Consider the following 19,255-nt stretch of genomic DNA (forward strand, 5'->3'; position numbering starts at 1 on the left):
TTATCATTAAATGCAAAGTCAACCACTATCGGCAAATGAGTGATAAATGAAAAAGCCCCGCTTGAAAGCAGGGCTTTATGATCGATGAAAACGATCGATGAAAACAATCGCGCCAGAAATTACCAGCGGTAGCTCAGGTTAGCATTAAAGACGCGCCCTTCACCGTAGTAACACCAGTAATTACACACGCTGACATATTCGCGGTTGCTGAGGTTGGTGGCATTAACCTGCAAGCGCGAATCTTTGGTGAAATCATAAGCGACCATCGCATCCCACAGGGTATACGCCGGGACTTTCAGGTCAGGACTTTCCGTTGAATCACCGTATGAACTGCCTATATAACGCACCCCTGTGCCCACGGATAAGCCGGAGAGCGTCCCCTGGAACGCATAATTCACCCAACCAGATGCTTGTTGTAATGGCTGCTCAACAAAGCGTTTGCCAACTTCAGCCTGGTTGAGCGATTTGGTGGTTTCAACTTTTCCATAGTTATAGTTAGCCAGCACCGTCAAGCCGCGTGCCACCTCACCTCTCATTTCCAACTCGATGCCGCGAGAGCGAACCTGGCCGGTTTGCGTCGAGATGCCTGGGTGCTCAGGGTCAGTGGTCGGCACGTTATCCTGAACCAGATTATACAGGGCGACAGTCGCATAGCCGTTAAAGCCGTGCGGCGTGTACTTCATCCCCACTTCGGTCTGCTTGCCCATTGACGGTTTATAGGGATTGTTTCTGCCATCAACACTTGGAACCGGCATAAGGGACTCGGCATAGCTGATATAAGGCGAAACGCCGTTATCAAACAGATACATCAGTCCCGCAATTTTGGCAAACTTGTCATCATCCTTGCGCGTATCATCGCCTTTGGTCAGATTCTGATCGCGCGATTTTGCCTTGTCGTAACAGCCGCCAATCAGCGCAACCCAGCGATCGTCATAACGGAACTGGTTCTGAATGTAGTAACCGATTTGGTGACGTCCGGTGCGATATGAGTACAAATTGTTGAGGGGCAGAACAGCGTTACCATACACCGGGTTAAACATATCGATGGCGCCAATATCATAAAAATCACCATCACGGCTTTGCGAGTTGGAGCGATGGTAATCAATGCCCAGCAGCAGCGTGTTTTCCACATCGCCCCACTGCCACTCCCCTACCATACGGTTATCTGTCGCCCAGTTTTGCGCAAAACCATCGCGGTAAACCATGCCACGCTGAGCTTCACGCTCACTAAACTTTCTAGAAGCAAAGGCAGTACGCAGATCCATATTCAGATAGTTGTAGTTAATGTTCTGGTGGAACGTCCAGGTATCGTTAATACGGTGGGTAAACTCATAGCCCAAGGTAAATTGGCGGGTGTTGTTACGATCGAGCCCAGGTTCACCCAATGAGGTTCTGTAACCCACCTTGCCAAACGGCGTGTTATGCAAGGTACCATACGGCAGTTTAAAGCCGCTGGTGACATCGGAATGGGTATCCATATAGCTCGCCAGCACCGTCAGTTTGGTGTCGTCCCCCATCAGGAACGTCATGCTGGGCGCCAGATAGAAGCGATCACTCTTGGCATGATCCATTTCACCTGAGGTACTACGCGCCAATCCCACCACGCGATAGAGCACCGTGCCATCATCGTTGAGCGGACCAGCACTATCGATGCCCAATTGGCGATAATCATTGGGGCCATAATCCAGCGAGATTTGTCCCTGCGGCAAACGCGTTGGGCGCTTGGAGATCATGTTGACCAGACCGCCCGGCGGGTTTTGCCCATACAACACAGAAGCCGGTCCTTTCAGAACCTCAACCCGCTCCATGCCAAAGGCTTCGAACTGTTGGACGAAATAAGCGCGCTCATTAATGGCTGCAAGCCCGTTCTGGAAACGTGACTGATCTTTGAAACCACGGATGGAGAGCCACTCGGCTTTGTTATCCGAGCCGTAATAGGATGCCAACACGCCGGGGCTGTAACGCAATGCCTGATCGACTTTTTTCGCACCGCGCTCTTCCATCTGCTGCTGTGTCACTACGGACATCGCGCGCGGCGTTTCCGATACCGGTACATCCAGCTTTAAGGCCGTATTTGGCAGCGCAGTGACGACGATCTGATCGTTACGTGCTGGCACTGCGGCCGTAGCTTGCGCTGCGGGCTGTGCCACAACAGAAATGCTGCCGTCAGTGTGGCGCTCAGCGCGCAGACCGCTGTTTGCCAGCAGTTGCGCAAACCCTTGATCCACCTCATAGCGTCCTTGTAACCCACTACTTTGTTTACCTTCGGTCAAGACCAGATCGTAAGACAACAGAACGCCGGATTGCTGCGCCAATTGGTTTAATGCCTGAGCCAGGCTTCCGGCTGTCACATGAAATTCCTGTGCCGCTGCCGAAGCGGCCGTGACCGATGCTGCGCCACCCAGCGCAATTCCCCAAAGTGCTGCCCTCAGCGCCAGTGTTATCGGCCCGGTTCGCCATGCTTTCATTGTTATACCCCTGTCAGTTTTTCATTGCTGTTAATGGGTATGTCAATGGAGGTCACCAAAAGGGGAACCAGAAAAATAAAAAAATGCGTATGGAGTATCAGAAGTGGAAACACCGTTATATGCGTTGGTAAACGACGAGTGCTATCCGATCGAGAAAAACGAAATAAATGCGCAGTAATTTGCGTTAAGATGCATTAATAAAATTCGCTACGCCAAGGGAGACATAGCTTATATCGCCATCAGCAAACGATAATTCCGTCATGTTATTAGTTTTCGAACGTCCTTGTTTTATTTCCCTAAGAAACAAGGTTAATGGCGGGAGCAGGTCCATTGATCTCTTGATTCAAAATCATCAGAGAAAACACGCGGTTTTCAACATTCAGTTTCGAAGAATAGAGAGTGTGCTTAGCTGCTTTTTCGTGAAGCCATCCGACAAAAGATCTGACACCACGCGTGTGCTCATAACGTTACTGTTAGTCAGGAAATCCTGATAGGCAAACTTCACATTTACAGGCAATACATCATCAATGGATACCGGATTATTCGCCTCAGAATGTAGCCCGAAATGGGCATTAAATGCAGAGTTAGCACAGAGAACCTTGCATTTATCATCAATAACGGCGACGGCGCACCTGTCATTCTGTACAGGTTTGCTAGCATGCCTATGATCTCATTTTGTCCAAATATCAGACTCATCATTTCCTCTGCTTCATGCTATGACAAGATAACTCCACGAACATACTGAGGTGTTGTCGTCTGGTACCTGTCAGATCCGTGATACTTACCCACAGGATCGAAAGATACTCGGTAGACACTCAATGCTGTCCGAAACCACAAACCGTAATTAATAAATAAAAACAGATAGATACAATATCTTGCACTTCCGTTAGCATGATGTTCAAGCAGCGCGACGTTGTGTTTTGATTCCGAACGATCAGGTCAACGTCTGCAACGTTAAACCCGTGTTCAAGTGTAGAAGTAAAAGGCCAAAATTTCCCGTGAATCCGTACTGCGTTAGTCGCTTACACCACTCTCATTTTTTTACATATGTACTAAAGTTTTAACGTACCTGTAGATCAAACGATCAAAAAGCATCTTCTGGATCAAAATATACCCGTGTTGGTATGCACACTATCGGCTGAATAAGCAGTATCTTTATGCTATTTGATCGTAAAGGACGATAAAATAATAAAAAATAATAGTTTTAATCTATTGAAAATAATAAATTTATCGTTATATGCTTTACGATCATGTGAACGAGCAAGCTTGCGACAATAATGTGATGCACGTCACAAATTATGTTTTGGTTCGTTTTTTATAAATAAAACAAAACGCTTGCGACCCGCCATTTTCTACGCTTTTCCTTTCACTGTGTTACTCCTTATTGCGTGATCCATCGCTTAAAAAAGAAACAAATTCTGGCGCACCACTACACTTAACGATTTTTTGACATACATTTAACAATGTTTAAGGAGAGCGCTATGAGCCAATATAATAAACACACCATACCCGCCTCAGTGGAGGAGAACGCCCTGATTAATGCCGAGCAGTATCGCGAGTGGTATCAGGCATCGATCAAAGATCCCGAAAGCTTTTGGCGGGAACATGGCAAGATCGTCGATTGGATCAAACCGTATAACTCGGTTAAAAACACCTCTTTCGATCCAGGTCATATCCGCATTCGCTGGTTTGAGGAGGGTACGTTAAATGTTGCAGCCAACTGTCTTGATCGACACTTAGCAACGCTTGGCGATCAAACCGCCATCGTGTGGGAAGGGGATGACGCCACCCAAAGCAAAACGGTGAGTTACAGTGAACTGCACCAAAGTGTCTGTCGTTTTGCTAACGTGCTAAAATCGCTCGGTATCAAAAAGGGCGATGTGGTCGCTATCTATATACGCCTATGGTGCCGGAAGCAGCGGTAGCGATGCTGGCATGTACCCGCATTGGCGCCACCCATTCGGTTATTTTCAGCGGTTTTTCTCCCAAATCCATCGCCGGACGCATTATCGATTCCAGTGCGAGACTGGTGATTACCTCTGATGAGGGTATCCGTGCTGGACGCACCATCCCATTGAAAAAGAATATCGATGAGGCGTTACGCAATCCAGGCGTCAAAACAGTAGCCCATACCGTTGTTTTTCAGCGCACGGGTGCCGCCATCGACTGGCACGAAGGGCGTGGCCATTGGTGACACGATCTGATCGCCGATGCTGAGGATCACTGCCCGCCTGAAGAGATGAACGCTGAAGATCCGCTTTTTATTCTCTATACCTCTGGCTCGACGGGTAAACCCAAAGGTGTACTGCACACCACCGGTGCATACCCCGTCTATGCAGCGATGACCTTCAAATATGTGTTTGACTACCATCCCGGCGATATCTATTGGTGTACGGCTGATGTGGGCTGGATCACCGGACACAGCTACCTGCTCTACGGCCCGCTGGCCTGTGGCGCCACCACGCTGATGTTTGAAGGTGTGCCTAACTGGCCTGATGCGCGCCGCATTGGTCAAGTTGTTGATAAACAAAATGTAAATATCCTGTATACCGCCCCCACCTCTATCCGCGCATTGATGGCTGATGGTGACAAGGCCATTGAAGGCAGCACCCGGCGTTCCCTGAAAGTCATGGGTTCCGTGGGCGAACCCATCAACCCGGAAGCCTGGGAGTGGTATTTCAATAAGATCGGCAACGGGCAATGTCCGATCGTCGATACCTGGTGGCAAACGGAAACGGGCGGATTGATGATCACCCCGCTGCCGGGGGCCATCGAAACCAAGCCGGGCTCAGCAACGCTTCCCTTCTTTGGCGTGCAGCCTGCGTTAGTCGATAATCTGGGTACGCCGCAGGAAGGGGCAACGGAAGGTAATCTGGTGATCACCGGCTCCTGGCCAGGTCAGGCACGCACGCTGTTTGGCGATCACGAACGTTTCGAACAAACCTACTTTTCGACCTTCAAAGGCATGTACTTCAGCGGCGATGGTGCCCGCCGCGATGAAGATGGCTACTACTGGATAACAGGCCGCGTCGATGACGTGCTGAACGTGGCCGGTCATCGCCTCGGTACAGCGGAAATTGAGTCTGCCCTGGTTGCACACCCGAAAATCGCCGAAGCCGCCGTGGTGGGCATCCCCCATAGCCTGAAAGGTCAGGAGATCTACGCCTACATTACGCTTAACCACGGCGAGGAGCCTTCCAGCGCGCTTTACACGGAAGTGCGTAATTGGGTGCGTAAAGAAATTGGCCCGATTGCCACGCCCGATATCCTGCACTGGACGGATTCGCTGCCGAAAACCCGTTCCGGCAAGATCATGCGGCGCATTCTGCGCAAAATCGCGGCGGGAGACACCAGTAATCTGGGTGATATCTCTACGCTTGCCGATCCTGGCGTCGTTGAAAAACTGCTGGAAGAGAAACAAACCATGGACACGCCACAGTCTTAAACATCAAACGCAGTACGCGCTAAGCGAACCGATAGCAGATAACGCCAGACCCAAAGGGCCTGGCGTTATCTGGCTGTACCCTAAAATCGGCAACGTTTATTACTCACAACCGGATACAGACTCACTTACCGGAGATTTATGATGAATGACGTCCTCTACCAACGCATTGGCAACCACTCGGTGTTTAAGGAACTGGTGCGCAAACGTCAGCTTTTTGCCGTCTCACTTTCTCTGATCGTTCTGGTGTTATACGTCAGCTTCATTTTGCTGATTGCCTTTGCGCCAGGCTGGTTGGGTACCCCCATTTCCCCCGGCGCAACCATCACGCGCGGCATTCCCATCGGGATTGGGCTTATCGTTATCTCGTTTGTCTTGACGGGGATGTATGTCTATCGCGCCAACGGCGAATTTGACCGTATGACCAAAAAGCTGCTGAGTGAGGTTAAGTAATGAAAATTCGTCTGTTATTACCGCTTATTGGTCTTATGCTTCCGGTCATGGCCTACGCGGATGCCCTCACCGGCGAGGTTAAACGCCAACCTCTGAATATCCAGGCCATTATCATGTTTCTGCTGTTTGTCGGTGGCACGCTTTACATTACCTATTGGGCTTCCAAGCGCACGCGCTCACGCAGCGACTACTACACGGCAGGCGGTAACATCACTGGCTTTCAGAACGGGTTGACGATTGCGGGTGACTATATGTCTGCCGCGTCGTTTCTCGGTATTTCATCACTGGTGTATACCTCCGGTTACGACGGACTGATCTATTCGCTGGGCTTTCTAGTGGGCTGGCCCATCATCCTGTTTCTTATCGCGGAGCGACTGCGTAATCTCGGGCGCTATACCTTTGCCGATGTGGCTTCTTACCGCCTGCAACAGAAACCGATTCGCACCCTCTCCGCCTGCGGCTCTCTGGTCGTAGTGGCGTTGTATCTGATCGCCCAGATGGTTGGCGCAGGCAAATTGATAGAGTTGTTGTTCGGCCTCAACTACCACGTTGCCGTGGTGCTGGTCGGTATTCTGATGGTGATGTATGTGCTGTTTGGCGGCATGCTCGCCACTACTTGGGTGCAGATCATCAAAGTCGTGCTGCTGCTGTTTGGTGCTACCTTTATGGCTGTGATGGTGATGAAATCGGTGAATTTCAGTTTCGACGGCTTGTTCAAAGCGGCGACGGCGGTACACCCGAAAGGCGTCGCTATCATGAGCCCCGGCGGACTGGTTTCAGACCCGATTTCGGCGCGGTCACTCGGGCTGGGCCTGATGTTCGGTACCGCAGGCTTGCCCCATATCCTGATGCGTTTCTTCACGGTCAACGACGCGCGCGAAGCACGCAAAAGTGTGTTTTATACGACGGGGTTCATGGGCTACTTCTACTTCCTGACCTTTATTATCGGCTTTGGTGCCATCGTGCTGGTCAGCGCTAACCCGGCCTTTAAAGACGCTGCTGGCGCGCTGATCGGTGGCAATAACATGGCAGCGGTGCATTTGGCCGATGCGGTGGGTGGCAACTTCTTCCTTGGCTTTATCTCTGCCGTTGCGTTTGCCACCATCCTGGCGGTAGTGGCTGGTCTGACACTGGCAGGCGCATCTGCGGTATCGCACGATCTGTATGCCAATGTGATCAAGAAAGGGCAGGCAACCGAGCGTGATGAACTGAAAGTGTCGAAGATCACCGTGTTGGCGTTGGGCGTGGTCGCTATCTGGCTCGGTATTTTGTTTGAAAATCAGAACATTGCTTTTATGGTAGGACTGGCTTTCTCCATCGCAGCGAGCTGTAACTTCCCCATCATCATTATTTCAATGTATTGGTCGAAGCTGACTACGCGCGGCGCGATGATAGGAGGATGGGCGGGCTTGCTGACCGCAGTGATACTGATGATCCTTGGCCCAACGATTTGGGTGAAAATTCTCGGCCATGCAACGCCTATCTATCCCTATGAATATTCGGCGCTGTTCTCGATGCTGGTGGCATTTATTGGTATCTGGTTCTTCTCGATTACCGATAACTCTGAAGAGGGCAAACAAGAACGCAGGCGTTTCTATGCACAGTTTGTTCGCTCACAAACTGGCGTAGGGGCATCACGCGGCGTGTCTCATTAAGTGATTTGGTTGCCCCCGAAACGGAGGCAACCAAACACGCATAGACCGGCCCCGCCAAAATTACGGTCGGAATAGCAATCAAGGTACCGTACAGCAGGGTCTTGCCCATATCGGCTTTGAACAGAATAGCGATAGCGGTCGGGCCCGGATATGCGGAGGCAACAACGCGTGGGTCACGGACAATGCTGCGGCCATCGGCACGCCGATAAACAGCAAGGGGATGCGCGCAGCCGCTGCAATGGTGAATACCAACGGCAGCAACAGCACAAAACCCACTTCATAAAACAGTGCAAAACCGACGGTGAAACCAGTTAATACCACAGCCCACTGGATGCGCCCCTTACCGAATTTATCGATAAGCGTCGTCGCAATACGCTGAGCACCGCCGCAATCTGCCAGCAGTTTGCCCAACATGGCACCAAACCCTATGATCAGGGCCAAACTTCCCAGCGTGCCGCCCACCCCGTTTTTGATCGAGGTGATCACACCATTGACGTTAAACTTCCCTTGAGTGATGTAGCCCAACGCCAAACCCACGGCCAGCGACACCAGAATCAATGAAATGAACCCGTTCAATTTGCAACGGATCATCAATAGCAGCAGCGCAACCCCAATTGCTACAATGATTAATGGCATAATAATTCTCCGATATAGGAATCGTACAGATGCTGTCAACTATTACAGTCAGATCTATAAATGCTATTTTTACATTAAGATAGCGTTCTTTTTGTTACCTGGCAGCGCATGCCGCCGAGCTTTGGGGGCCAAAGCCTGAGGCCTTGGAGTAGCTGTTCACGCCCTCGTTAGCTTCATCGGTAATCTGTGATTTTTGTCACACCCCTGTCTGTTACCAGTAACGTGATAAAATGCGAAACTATCATATGGGCTTAAATATTCATTTTGAGATAGAGATCAAACTATGGCGGGACAAAGCATCATCATCATGGGCGTATCTGGGTGCGGTAAATCCAGTGTTGGAGCAGCGAATGCGCTGGGCGCTAAATTCATCGATGGCGACGATCTGCACCCGCGCGCCAACATTCAGAAAATGGCAAGCGGCCATCCATTGGACGATACCGATCGCGCCCCCTGGCTTGAGCGTCTCAATGATGCGGCTTACAGTCTGCGCCACAAGAATGAAGTGGGCTTGATCGTCTGTTCTTCTTTAAAGCGCCGTTATCGCGATCGTCTGCGCCAAGATAATCCAGAGATGCTGTTCCTTTATATGAAGGGCAGTTTTGAGGTCATTCTGGAACGCCTGAAAGCGCGCGCCGGGCATTTTATGCCTACCGATCTGCTCAAAAGTCAATTCGATGCGTTGGAAGAACCTGGCGAGGATGAAACGGACGTGGTGAGTATCGATATCGATTTTGATGAAGTTGTTGCGCGCGGCCTGACGGCATTGCGCAACGTCGGTGTTGTGTTTTGTCGCTAACGGCTCAAATGCTGCCACCGTGCAGGATCGTGAAGCCCAAATCCAGCCTCTGCGGGGTACGAGCCTCCCCGCGCAGCCGGACCAGCAGACGCTCTGCTGCTACCTGCCCCATGCGTTCACGCGATGTCAGTACGCTGGCCAGTTTCGGTTCCATCGACTGGCCAATATCGTATCCGTGAAAGCCGGCGATCGCCATTTGATCGGGAATGCGCAGCCCTTGCCATTGACACTCAAAAGCGGCACCAATCGCGATATCATCGTTGGTACAAAACAGGCTGTCTGTTTCCGGGTAGCGCTCGCGCGCTTCTCTCATCAGCTCCCCCCCCCAGGCTGTAAGACGAAGGGCGATCGGTGCTGACATCCCGCGGCGTCAACCCGGCATCACGCATCGCCTGCTCATACCCTTGCATCTTAATCAAGGTACTTTCATCCAGACGCGAACCAAGATAAACCGGAAAACGGTGTCCACGAGCCAGCAGCACCTGGGTCATCTGATAGGCAGCTTCAAAGTTGTTAAAGCCCACCGCCAGATCGATACAAGGCGACTCGCTGTCCATAATTTCGATGACCGGAATACCCGCACTTCAATCATCTTGCGCGTGCGTTCCGTATGGGAACGTTCAGAGAGGATCAGACCGTCGATATTGTAGGAAAGCAGTGACATCAGGCGCATCTCTTCGCGCTCGGCATGGTAACCATAATGCGCCAGCATCGTCTGGCAGCCGTGCGCATCTGTCACGCGTTCAATGCCGCGCAATACTTCAGCAAACATCTGGTTGGTCAATGAATGAAGGAAGCAAAACACCAATCGCCTTGCTGGTGTCATTCGATAAAATCTCCGGCGCGCGGTTGGGTATGTATCCCAATTCATCCAGCGCAGCCGATACCATCTGCGGATCGCGCAGATAGCGGCTGATAGTCATTTTAGTGACGCCGACACGATTGGCCACATCTTGTAAGCCTGGTCTTTTCTTCTTCATTTTCAATCAATTGAAATATTGTTGGCCGGTGCTCTAGTGTAACAAAGAAAACCAGCGCTGTCTGTGTATGGGTGACACGATGGCAACCCGTTCAATACCTGAATCAACATAGCAAGCAAACAACCAATAATGATGAAACAACCCTTTACTTTCCCTTATTTTCCGTTAAAAAAACGCCACAACACAGGCGCGTTCGCATCGGTGAAAAATAATCAAGACAGTACTGTGGAAAAAATATCCCGTTGCCTATTTGTAAGCCTGTATTTTTTGTACCTTACCAATAAATAATATTTATCAGGATAATATCGCCTACGAAAATCCAAACTAATTTTTATTTTCTCTACTATTATTTTAGATATTATCTCCCATGACAATCCGGACCGACATGGCACGTTTTGCGCCTTTCTTGCCAACGTAGGTTACAAAGTGATCTTCATCACAAAATAATTTTCACCCTGGCTGAATCGAGTAAAGCGTAACCGTAAAACCCATTATTACCGGTATCATTTGAGTATATAGTAGTCTCATCACCGTCAGGGCGTCCTGATGCAGGGTCTATTGGAGAGAAAAGCTAGCGGTAAAGATGACAGTCTGAATCAAATAAGGCGGCGATGAACCCATCGGCAACCCTTAATGCGCCCACACCATTTACGGTAATGTTCCGTATCAAAGGGCTCTTTATTTATTGACGATTTCGTATCGTGCATTTATTTGCGCGAGAGTACTCATCATCTTAAAAAAAATAAAAACGCAGGCTAGCTACAGTAGTCCGATTATTTCGTTCGACATCATTGGCATTTGATTTTAATTAAGCAAAGCATCAATGTTAAACACATGGGGCATAGCATGAATCCTATTGTTGCACGCGTCATCCAGAACATCCTGTCTCGTTCTCACGCCGAACGTAGCCGTTATCTGACACAGATTGCATCAGCCAAAAGCAAAACCGTACACCGCTCTCAGCTTGCCTGTGGCAATCTGGCGCACGGCTTCGCCGCCTGCCCACCCGAAGACAAAGCCGATTTGAAGAACATGATCAAAAGCAACATCGGCATCATTACCTCTTACAATGACATGCTCTCTGCCCACCAGCCTTATGAACGTTACCCCGATCTTATTAAAAAAGCGCTGAACGCCGTGGGCGCTGTCGGTCAGGTGGCGGGTGGCGTACCGGCCATGTGCGACGGCGTGACACAGGGGCAAGACGGCATGGAGCTTTCCCTGCTTAGCCGCGATCTGATTGCAATGTCAGCAGCGATCGGCCTGTCACACAATATGTTTGATGGGGCGCTCTTCTTGGGCGTGTGCGACAAGATTGTCCCGGGGCTGTTTATTGCCGCCCTCTCCTTTGGTCACTTGCCTACGGTTTTCGTGCCCGCCGGCCCGATGCGCACAGGCATTTCCAATAAAGAGAAGGTGCGTATCCGCCAACTGTATGCCGAAGGTAAGGTAGGCCGCGACGCGCTGCTGGAATCAGAGGTCAGTGCTTACCACGGTGCTGGTACCTGTACCTTTTACGGCACGGCCAACTCGAACCAGATGGTGATGGAGATCATGGCGTTGCATCTGCCCGGCTCCTCTTTTGTCTACCCGGATATTCCGTTGTGCGATGCGCTGACTGAAGCGGCGGCACGTCAGGTTACCCGAATGACAGAAAGAGCGGGCTATTACCTACCCGTCGGACAACTGGTGGACGAAAAGGTGATCGTTAACGGCATCGTCGCACTGCTGGCGACCGGCGGCTCCACTAACCACACCATGCATCTGGTGGCAATGGCAAAAGCCGCCGGTTTCACCGTCACCTGGGATGATTTTTCTGAGCTGTCCGAAGCGGTACCCTTGCTGTGTCGCATCTATCCCAATGGCTCAGGCGACATCAACTATTTTCAGGCGGCAGGCGGCGTGTCGTTACTGGTGCGAGAATTACTGCGCGGCGGCTTGCTGCATGAAGATGTCCACACTGTGGCGGGCTTTGGTCTACACCGCTACACCCAGGAGCCGTTCCTGGAAGAGGGCAAGTTGGTCTATCGCGACGGCCCACAGGTGTCGCTGGATGCCGAGGTGATCGCGCCGCTGGAAAAACCGTTCGCCAAACACGGCGGCACCAAGGTGCTTTCCGGCAATCTGGGACGCGCGGTGATGAAAACCTCCGCCGTACCGCAAAAGAGACAGACCATCGTCGCACCAGCGGTGGTATTTAACGATCAAAACGATGTTGATGCCGCGTTTAAAGCGGGTCGGCTGGATAACGATTGTGTCGTTGTGGTGCGTTATCAGGGACCGAGAGAGATAGGCATGCCGGAGTTGCGCAAGCTGATGCCGCCGCTTGGCGTCTTGATGGACAGGGGCATCAACGTCGCGCTGGTCACAGATGGTCGTCTGTCGGGTGCATCGGGCAAAGTGCCTGCCGCCATCCACGTCACACCGGAAGCTTACGTCGGCGGTCTGCTGGCGAAAGTTCAGGATGGCGACATGATCCGCGTTGACGGCATCAGCGGTGAAATCAGCCTGCTGGTCGATGAAGCAGAGCTGGCGCAACGCCACGGATTTATCTGCCTCCCACGTTGGTATGGGGCGAGAGTTGTTTACCGCACTGCGCGAGAACATCACCGGTGCAGAACAGGGTGCCAGCGCGATCCCCAATCGCTACGCCCAGTAGCGCAATGGGCATCAACGCCGTGACGTGTTAAGTGCGTTTTACGCATAAATAGACGTGCAAACCGGGGTTGGCCGATACCATGCAGAGTTGGCCACCGTGCAACTCGGCAATGGCTTTCACCAAAGAGAGGCCAAGCCCGAAACCGGGTTGCTGCTGCGCGCCCTCAAGGCGTTGAAATCGCTCCAGCGCCGTGGCGTGTAGGTTTTCAGGAATACCGGGGCCACGATCGGAGACTCACAACGCTGTCCAGCCGCGATAAAGTGTGACGCTCAAGGTGATCACTTTACCTTGAGCGGCATACTTCAGCGCATTTTCGATCAGATTCGCCAGTGCCTGAAACAGCAACGCACGATCGCCAAACAGCGGAGTTCCAGCGGGTGCATCAATCACCAATTGGCAGTTGTGTGCTTCCGCCAGTGGCTGATAATACTCCGATACCTCTTCCAACAGCGGGCGCGCATCAAACCAGGCGAATTGATGCACACAGCGTCCGCTTTCGATTTCACCGATGCGTATCACCGTGCGAAACAGTCCCAGAATCTTGTGCACCTCTTCCACGGCCTGATGCAGCTCCTAGCGCATCTCATGCTCGAGCCCCTGGCGCTCGGTCAGGTTGTACAGCCGGTTTTGCAAATGTGTCAGCGGCGTGCGCAATTCGTGGGCAATATGGCTTGAAGTACTACGCACCTGCTCCATCAGGCGTTCAATGCGTTCCAGATTCTGGTTAATGTCGCTGCTGAGGCTGTGGAAATCGTCATCGCGCGTGGAGAGCGGCATACGCACATACTGCTCGCCAGCGCTGTAACGGTGCAGCGCGGTGCGGATCCGCTCAACGCTACGCAAACTGAAATGGCGGCTGACAACCAGCGAAAACAGCAGCACCACAAACAGCCCAGCCCCCGCCACCAGAGGAATAGTGTGAATGCGCTCCAGCATCGGCCGAATATTGTAGGCGGTGAACAACACACCGCCATCGTCCAGCGCCACCGACATCCCGACCAGATTGCTCTCGGGCACGGTGCGTCGTTGAGCGCCAGCCTCCAGCGCCGCTTTTTCCACCAGCAACGCCTTCAGGCAATGAACATCCATTTTGCATGCAGTGCTGCTCGGCCCAGACAACATCCAACCCGCGTTGTGATAGAGGATCTCGCCCTGCTTGCTCATCACCAGAAAAATCGGCAATTCATCGGTTTTTGCCTGATTATCGCGTTTGAGCTGAGCGATCAGCGTGGATGTGTCGGTCAGGCGCGACTGGGTAGCGTAGTCATGGATATTCCCTAAAATGACGTCGCGCACATGGGTGCGGATCAGTGTTTCACTCAATACGCTGAAACCAACAATGCAACACAACACCATCAGCAAAAACAGAAACACCAGCGTGATAAACTGACGAAACTGCGCCGTGCGGAGAAACACCGGATAACGGTTAGCGCCGTGCACGCACAAATGGCGGACTTTCTCACGCCAGCCATTGGCCGGCCGTCTCAGAGCAGGTTCATTGTGTGCGCTGCGCGGCATCTGTTTTTTCCACAGCGCCAAGGGCATAACCCATGGATCTCAAGGTTTTGATCAGCAGTCGAGGAAAACCTTTGTCGATCTTGGCCCTCCGCTTGGACATATGAACATCGATCAGATTAGTCTGCGGATCGAAATGATAGCCCCAGACGCGCCCCAGCAGCAGGGTACGCGTGATCACCCGCCCTGGATTTTCCATCAGAATGATCAGCAGCTTGATCTCTTTATCTGTCAGATCGATCCGCTGGCCGCTACGCCAGGCAACCCGTTGCAGACGATCAAGTTGCAGATCTTCAAACGTCAGCAGTGAAGAAGGCGGATCCTGCGGTTTTCCTCTGCGCACCATTATCTCCTAAGCGCAAACGCAGCTCATTAAAATTAAACGGTTTACCCAGATAATCTTCGGCGCCCAATTCCAGCCCCATCACGCGAGCCACATCGCGATCCAACGCTGAAAGCAACATGATGGGTGGATGACGCGACCCTTGCAGTTCACGCAGTACGCTGAAATCATCCAGGGTTGGCAGCATCCGGTCCAACAGCACCACGTCATAAATTTCATCTTTAATGGCTTTTAGAGCATGTTCGCCATCGTGAACGATATTGCAGGCATAACCATGTGAGTGCAGCTTTGCACCAAGCCAATGGCACAACACCGAGTCGTCATCAACCACTAAAACACGCATAGTTTTCCCTCTGTCAAAGCGATGGTTGCTTACACCACAACGCGCGTGCTGACGTGCTACCGATCCTGGATAACAGAATCAGAGCCACTCTGACACAGGCAATAACCTGTCTGGAGGCTTCTTATGCGTCGACGCGTTATAGGATAATAACAATCATTATCATTTAATGACAAGTAGTTTACAATGCTGACAATTAGCCAGATTTTGTAGGGTTTTTTCGCGATCGTGGGGTTTTCATGCGATGCTGGTGCAGATACGGGATCTGCCCATTTCGGGAACAGCCTGGCTGGGGGTCAATAAAGCACGGAATGCCAACGCAGGCTCAACGCGCATTGAGCCTGCATCAAATAGCCGAAAGCGGAGTTACACTCTTCTCACTCAACACGGCTTCGAGCAAATCGAGATCGTGCAGCATCTTTTTCAAGGTTTCATTACTGATCTGCTGCGTCGCACGCAGGTGGTAAAGTTCGCCGCGCTCGGCGGTGACGGCGGCCAGACGGAAACGGCGCTCCAGATTTTCGATCTCCAGACTATGCTCCAGATCGCTCTCACCGACGACGCGACGCCGCAAATTACCGATCACGCGCGCGCTGACTTCACGTACCACCTGCTCATCGATATTCTCTTCTCGATCCGCAGCCAGACGCTCTTCCATTTTCTGCAAGCTGCGAATTGCCACCTCGGCAATCGCCATACGTGCCATCCGCTCTTCTTTTTTATACGGAGATTTGTCCACCACCGTCACACCACGCAGCAGTAGCGGCAGCGTCAACACCCCACACAGCAAAGAGAACAAGATGACACCGGTAGAATAAATACCAACTGATAGCGGGAAGGAAACGCGGTGCCATCATTTAATAACAGCGGGATCGACAGCACACCAGCCAGCATTATGGCACCGCGCACTCCGGCAAAAGAGGCGATCCAGATTTCACGCGTAGTGTACTGTACAAACAGCATCGGGCGTTTTTTCTGAAACAGGCGGCTGTAATATTTCACAAACCACAGCCAGCAGAAACGCAGTAACAGCAGCGCACCATAGATAATGGCGATATCGGTAAACAGCATCCAGGTTTCAACGGTCGGATCAAGCTCCGCCTGAGTCACCGACGTTTCCAAAATGTCGGGCAATTGCAGCCCCAACATGATAAAGACCATACCGTTGAACACGAACTCCAGCATCGACCAGACACTGTTTGCACGTAGCCGCATCGCCAGCGACGCGTTGCTGATCACATTAGAGTAACTGATCGTCATCCCCGCCGCCACCGCTGCCAAAATCCCTGATACACCAATATGTTCCGCAATCAGGTAGGACGCGAACGGCAACAGCATCAGCAACACAATCTGAGTAGCCGCATCATCACCGCTCCAGCGGTTAATGATGCGCAGCGATTTACTGTAAAGCCAGGTTACGCCAACCCCTGCCAGCAGGCCGCCAACCGCCACCTGCAAAAACTCCAGCGTCGCACCGGACACGGTAAATACCATGGTGCCCATCGCCACTGCGACAGCAAATTTTAGCGATACCAGACCGGAAGCATCATTCATCAACGCTTCGCCCTGCAAGATACTCATCAGCTTTTTCGGAATGCGATCTTCACCCACAATCCCAGACAGCGCTACGGCCGCCACCAGCGGCATGCCCGGGATCATCCAGTAAATCAGGTAACCCACATCCGCAACGGTGATCAACACCAGCGCCAGACCGATCACCTCACGGCTGTGTTTGATAAATTCGCGCGTTGGCGTTTTCCAGCCATCGGCGAACAACAGTGGCGGGATGAACAGCGCCATAAACAGCTCGGGGTTGAAATCGACATGCAAACCGAACTGGGGCCAGGCCAAAATAGCCCCGAGGGCGATTTGTATTAAAGGTAGAAGAACTTGGAAGGGTAAAATACGTGTAACAACCCCCTGATAGTGAGACCACCAGGGTTAAAATCAGAATGGTAAAAAAGATTTCCATGCTTTCCTTAGGAGATGTCCAATAATGACCTAACCGCGTGCTGAGCTGCCCTTTGTCCGTTATAAGATAGTGCCCTATTATTTTACATGAAAATATCGCTCAGCGGGGCAAAATTTCATTGTAAAACGCATCTTTTTTGCATGAATACGCTGCAAATAATTGCGCTATAAAATCACTACGGCGAGCCTCTTAGGGAAGAGCATGAGGGAAGGGAGACATCGATGAGTAACATCATCAGAGGAAAACGTCTCGGCCCTGGATGTGGTCAAGACAGCGGGAATAAAAAGGGGAGCCAGGCTCCCCTAAATGACTGGTGTATCAGAACAGTCAGAGCGCCCAACCACCGGCGTAAAACACTGCCAGCGCGATAGCGATAATCACGGTACCGATATTCAGTTTGCGCCATTCGCCAGAGAAAATGCGTCCCAGCACCAGTGCGCCAAAACCCAGCATAATCCCGGTCACAATATTACAGGTCAGCACGATAAACACCGCGCACACCAGACCAGACATGGCATCGACGATATCATCAAAATTCAACTTGGCGACATTGCTCAGCATCAGCAAACCAACATACATCAATGCTGGCGCAGTTGCGTATCCCGGCACCAGATAGGACAGCGGGGAGAGGAACAGCAGACACAGGAACAGCACGCCAACCACCGTCGCCGTCAAACCCGTTTTACCGCCGGCTGCCGTGCCCGCAGCAGATTCTGATGTAGACCGCCGCAGGAGACGTCCCGACCAGGCTGGACAACCGCTGCTGTTCGGCCTGGCAGAAAGCTTAGGGCTGGATAACGCGGTGATTACTCTCAAAGACAGCGCGGGCAACAAATCAGTGCTGTCGCTCGAATCCGCCAGCCATCATGAAGCACTGAAAGTGCTATTTGATACGCTGCGTAGTAAACAGCTGATCGATTCACTCGCCGCAATCGGCCACCGCGTCGCCCACGGCGGCAGTGATTTCAAACACTCGGTGCTGATTACGCCGGAAGTGATTGAAAAAATTAAGGCGCTGTCGGTGTTGGCACCGTTGCACAACCCTGCCAACCTGACCGGGATCGAAGCGGCTCAGGCGCTGCTGCCGTCACTGCCACAAATTGCTGTATTCGATACCGCGTTTCACCAAACACTCGCCCCTGCCGCCTACACCTACGCGATCCCTTATGAATATCAGCAGAAGTATCAGGTAAGACGCTACGGTTTCCACGGTACATCGCACCGCTATATTGCGGAACAAGCCCGCGCCATGCTGGATCTCAAACAGGACGATCACGGCATTCTGGTCGCCCACCTGGGGAACGGTTCCTCCATCTGCGCGGTGAAAAACGGGCGCAGCGTCGACACCTCGATGGGCATGACGCCGTTGGAAGGGCTGGTGATGGGCACTCGCAGTGGGGATCTTGATTTCGGTGCCGCGGCCTATATCGCCAGTTGCACCCAGCAGTCTATCGAAAAAATCTACCAAACGGTCAATAACGCCTCCGGCCTGTACGGCATTTCCGGGATCTCCAGCGATTGCCACACCTTGCAAGAAGCACGAGAAAGCGGCAACGAACGCGCAGGGTTAGCGATTGACGTGATGGTGCATCGCCTGGCGCGCCACTTGGGTGCCCACCTCACCTCTCTGTCACGCCTGGATGCGCTGGTGTTTACTGGCGGCATCGGCGAAAACTCGGCGCTGATCCGCCAGCTGACCATCGACCGTCTGTCTTAGGGCTGAAGCTCGATGAGCAAAAAAACAACGACATGGTAGGGGGACGCAGCGGTGTGATTTCCGCCGAAGGTTTCCCCACTATCGCGGTTATTCCCACCAACGAAGAGAAAATGATCGCGATGGACGCGGCGCAGATTGCGCAGCTGGCGTGAGGTAACACATCACCATCTTATTGAAATATGACCCGTTTAACAGTTTATGGCAGCACGGCATCACGCCGCGACGGCCCTGATAAACCAGCGTGGATTTTATTGTCGCACCGCTGAAGGTGATAAC

General features: G+C 52.0%; 4 protein-coding genes and 9 pseudogenes. 6 read left to right on the top strand and 7 right to left on the bottom strand.

Going from position 1 to position 19,255, the window contains the following annotated elements; all coding sequences use genetic code 11:
- Positions 1-119: 119 nt before the first annotated feature.
- Positions 120-2,468, bottom strand: coding sequence for a TonB-dependent siderophore receptor (locus ACMZI0_RS01035; protein ID WP_415671626.1), 2,349 nt, complete (start codon positions 2,466-2,468; stop codon positions 120-122).
- Between the two features lie 1,481 nt (positions 2,469-3,949).
- Here ACMZI0_RS01035 and acs point away from each other — a divergent pair.
- From acs to actP, 3 genes and pseudogenes are all read left to right on the top strand, one after another.
- Positions 3,950-5,913, top strand: a pseudogene (gene acs / locus ACMZI0_RS01040) (acetate--CoA ligase).
- A 141-nt stretch (positions 5,914-6,054) separates the two neighbouring features.
- Positions 6,055-6,363, top strand: a complete 309-nt coding sequence (locus ACMZI0_RS01045) for a DUF485 domain-containing protein (protein WP_415671686.1) — start codon at positions 6,055-6,057, stop codon at positions 6,361-6,363.
- Complete coding sequence (gene actP / locus ACMZI0_RS01050; protein WP_415671627.1) at positions 6,363-8,018, top strand: cation/acetate symporter ActP; 1,656 nt, start codon at positions 6,363-6,365, stop codon at positions 8,016-8,018. The genes ACMZI0_RS01045 and actP overlap by 1 nt, the downstream gene beginning before the upstream one ends.
- A gap of 19 nt (positions 8,019-8,037) precedes the next feature.
- Here the strand turns inward: actP and ACMZI0_RS01055 are convergent.
- Positions 8,038-8,654, bottom strand: a pseudogene (locus tag ACMZI0_RS01055) (SLC13 family permease); the annotation flags it as partial.
- Between the two features lie 283 nt (positions 8,655-8,937).
- Here ACMZI0_RS01055 and ACMZI0_RS01060 point away from each other — a divergent pair.
- Positions 8,938-9,453, top strand: a complete 516-nt coding sequence (locus tag ACMZI0_RS01060; protein ID WP_415671628.1) for a gluconokinase — start codon at positions 8,938-8,940, stop codon at positions 9,451-9,453.
- Between the two features lie 4 nt (positions 9,454-9,457).
- Here the strand turns inward: ACMZI0_RS01060 and gntR are convergent.
- A pseudogene (gene gntR, locus ACMZI0_RS01065) lies at positions 9,458-10,433 on the bottom strand (gluconate operon transcriptional repressor GntR).
- Positions 10,434-11,279: 846 nt separating this feature from the next.
- Between gntR and edd the strand changes: the two are divergent.
- A pseudogene (gene edd, locus ACMZI0_RS01070) lies at positions 11,280-13,092 on the top strand (phosphogluconate dehydratase).
- A gap of 27 nt (positions 13,093-13,119) precedes the next feature.
- Here edd and ACMZI0_RS01075 read toward each other — a convergent pair.
- The 4 pseudogenes from ACMZI0_RS01075 to ACMZI0_RS01090 form a co-directional block, all read right to left on the bottom strand.
- A pseudogene (locus ACMZI0_RS01075) lies at positions 13,120-14,610 on the bottom strand (sensor histidine kinase).
- A pseudogene (locus tag ACMZI0_RS01080) lies at positions 14,588-15,293 on the bottom strand (response regulator transcription factor). Before ACMZI0_RS01080 ends, ACMZI0_RS01075 begins: the two co-directional pseudogenes overlap by 23 nt.
- A 343-nt stretch (positions 15,294-15,636) precedes the next feature.
- Positions 15,637-17,262: pseudogene (locus tag ACMZI0_RS01085) on the bottom strand (Na+/H+ antiporter).
- A gap of 327 nt (positions 17,263-17,589) precedes the next feature.
- Positions 17,590-18,016: pseudogene (locus tag ACMZI0_RS01090) on the bottom strand (solute carrier family 23 protein); the annotation flags it as partial.
- Between the two features lie 48 nt (positions 18,017-18,064).
- On the opposite strand from ACMZI0_RS01090, the pseudogene ACMZI0_RS01095 reads away from it, so the two are divergent.
- Positions 18,065-19,131: pseudogene (locus tag ACMZI0_RS01095) on the top strand (acetate/propionate family kinase).
- Positions 19,132-19,255: the final 124 nt, after the last annotated feature.

It is taken from the genome of Symbiopectobacterium sp. (genome assembly GCF_047692315.1).
Classification (GTDB): domain Bacteria; phylum Pseudomonadota; class Gammaproteobacteria; order Enterobacterales; family Enterobacteriaceae; genus Symbiopectobacterium.

What these genes read in the sequence shown, in the direction of transcription:
- ACMZI0_RS01060 (WP_415671628.1), top strand. Translation starts at nt 8,938, where the DNA reads ATGGCGGGACAAAGCATCATCATCATGGGCGTATCTGGGTGCGGTAAA.
- ACMZI0_RS01045 (WP_415671686.1), top strand. Translation starts at nt 6,055, where the DNA reads ATGAATGACGTCCTCTACCAACGCATTGGCAACCACTCGGTGTTTAAG.
- actP (WP_415671627.1), top strand. Translation starts at nt 6,363, where the DNA reads ATGAAAATTCGTCTGTTATTACCGCTTATTGGTCTTATGCTTCCGGTC.
- ACMZI0_RS01035 (WP_415671626.1), bottom strand. Translation starts at nt 2,468, where the DNA reads ATGAAAGCATGGCGAACCGGGCCGATAACACTGGCGCTGAGGGCAGCA.